Genomic DNA, 2,175 nt, shown 5'->3' with positions numbered 1-2,175 from the left:
GGGGGTGGGGCGGGGGTGTCGCGGGGATGACGGGCGTGGGTGGGGTGCGTGGGTCCCCGCCTGCGCGGGGATGACGGAAAAAAGCACCGTCACCCTCGCGGATGCGAGGGCCCACGCAAAGCCCGTCACCCTCGCGGATGCGAGGGCCCACGCCCACCGGGGTCTTTAAAGATGCATGCACAATGCATCTATTGATCTTCATCGATCTTCCTCAACCCTCGCCAAGGACCCCCGCCCATGCTCGACGCCCCCACCCGCGCCCAGGTGCGCGCCACCGCCCCGGTGCTGCAGCAGCACGGCGTGGCGCTGACGCGCCACTTCTACGCCCGCATGTTCCAGCACAACCCGGAGCTGCGCGAGATCTTCAACCAGGGCCACCAGCGCAGCGGCACGCAGCAGCAGGCGCTGGCCATGGCGGTGGCGGCGTATGCCGAGCACATCGACGATCCCTCGGTGCTGCGGCCGGTGCTCGAGCGCATCGCCGCCAAGCATGTGAGCCTGGGCATCCGGCGCGAGCACTACGCCGTCGTCGGGCGGCACCTGCTGGCCTCCATCGTCGAGGTGCTGGGCGAGGAGGCGGCCACGCCGGCGCTGATGGACGCCTGGGCGCAGGCCTACGGCCAGCTGGCGGCGCTGCTGGCCGGCATGGAGCAGGGCCTGTACGACCAGGCCGCCGCGCAGCCCGGCGGCTGGACCGGCTGGCGCAGCCTGCGCGTGCAGCGCCGCCAGGCCGAGAGCGAGGAGATCACCTCCTTCCACCTGGTGCCGGCCGACGGCGGCCCGGTGCCGGCCTTCCGGCCAGGGCAGTATCTGTCGGTGCGGATGCTGGTGCCGGCGCTGGGCTACCGCCAGCCGCGGCAGTACAGCCTGTCGAACGCGCCCGGGGGCGATCACCTGCGCATCTCGGTCAAGCGCGAGGACGGGCAGGGCGGCGAGGCCGGCATGGTCTCGACCTGGCTGCACCGCCACCTGGCCGAGGGCGACGTGCTGGAAGTCGCGCCGCCGGCGGGCGACTTCGTGCTGCACGAGGACCGCGACACGCCGGTGGTGCTGCTCAGCGCCGGGGTGGGCATCACGCCGATGATGGCGATGCTCGAGCACCTGGCGCGCACGCAGCCGGCGCGCGCGGTGCGCTTCGTGCACGCGGCGCGCCATGCCGGGGTGCAGGCCTTCGGGGGGCGGGTGCGGGCGCTGGTGGCGGGGCTGGCCGATGCGCGCGCCTGGTTCGTGCACGAGGCGGCGCCCGCGGGCGTGCCGGCCGACGGCGCCGCGCCCGACGCGCTGGGCCGCATCGACCCGGCCGACCTGCGCGAGCGGGGCCTGCTGCCCGACGACGCCGACATCTATCTCTGCGGCCCGGCCGGCTTCATGGCCGCGCAGCGCCGCGCGCTGCTGCAGCTGGGCGTGCCGGCCGCGCGCCTGCACGCCGAGGCCTTCGGCACCGGCGGCGTGGCCGAGGGCTGAGCGGCGGCGGGCGCGGGCCCGGCCCGGCGGGGCGCTGGCGTATGCTGGCCACCATGCAACTGACCCGATTCACCGACCTGGGGCTGCGGGTGCTGATGTACGTCAGCGTCAGCGCGCCCGGCGAGGTCGTCACCATCGCCGAGATCGGCCAGCGCTTCGACGCCGCGCCCAACCATCTGACCAAGGTGGTGCAGTTCATGGGCCAGCAGGGCTGGTTGGTCAACGTGCGGGGCAAGGGCGGCGGCGTGCGCCTGGCGCGCCCGGCCGCCGACTACCGCCTCGGCCAGATCGTGCGCGCGCTCGAGCGCACCGAGGCGCTGATCGACTGCGCCGAGCCGCCGTGCGTGCTGCGCGGCGCCTGCACGCTCAAGGGCCTGCTCAACCAGGCCGAGGACGCCTTCTACGCCGAGCTCGACCGCCACACCCTGGCCGACGCGATGGGCGGCGGCACGGGGGCGGTGGTGGTGAGGCTGCATCGGGGCGCTTGACGGCGCCGTGGCCTGCGTGGGTCCCCGCCTGCGCGGGGATGACGAAGCTTTCCCGTCACCCTCGCGAAGGCGAGGGCCCACGCAAAGCCCCCACCCGCATCCCCCTCCAGCGGGATCCCCCCGCCACAGCCGGCGCGCTCCACTGCCGGGCATGGACCCGCGCCGTCCCGCCGTCTACCTGCTGGCCAGCCAGCGCCTGGGCACGCTGTACATCGGCGTGACC

The 2,175-nt window shown here is 74.5% G+C and carries 2 protein-coding genes; both read left to right on the top strand.

What is annotated here, in order from left to right; genetic code table 11:
• Nucleotides 1–237: 237 nt before the first annotated feature.
• Nucleotides 238–1,464 carry an NO-inducible flavohemoprotein gene (hmpA, locus tag BW996_RS20850; protein ID WP_037486311.1) on the top strand — a complete coding sequence of 409 codons (1,227 nt, stop codon included), beginning with the start codon at nt 238–240 and terminating at the stop codon, nt 1,462–1,464.
• A 53-nt stretch (nt 1,465–1,517) separates the two neighbouring features.
• Complete coding sequence (locus tag BW996_RS20845; protein WP_037486314.1) at nt 1,518–1,952, top strand: RrF2 family transcriptional regulator; 435 nt, start codon at nt 1,518–1,520, stop codon at nt 1,950–1,952.
• The last annotated feature ends 223 nt before the right edge of the window (nt 1,953–2,175 follow it).

It is taken from the genome of Sphaerotilus natans, from assembly GCF_900156335.1.
Lineage (GTDB): Bacteria > Pseudomonadota > Gammaproteobacteria > Burkholderiales > Burkholderiaceae_C > Sphaerotilus > Sphaerotilus natans.
Note: the sequence above shows the minus strand (reverse complement) of the source record. Positions and strands in the feature narration are given on the sequence as shown.

What these genes read in the sequence shown, in the direction of transcription:
- hmpA (WP_037486311.1), top strand. Translation starts at nt 238, where the DNA reads ATGCTCGACGCCCCCACCCGCGCCCAGGTGCGCGCCACCGCCCCGGTG.
- BW996_RS20845 (WP_037486314.1), top strand. Translation starts at nt 1,518, where the DNA reads ATGCAACTGACCCGATTCACCGACCTGGGGCTGCGGGTGCTGATGTAC.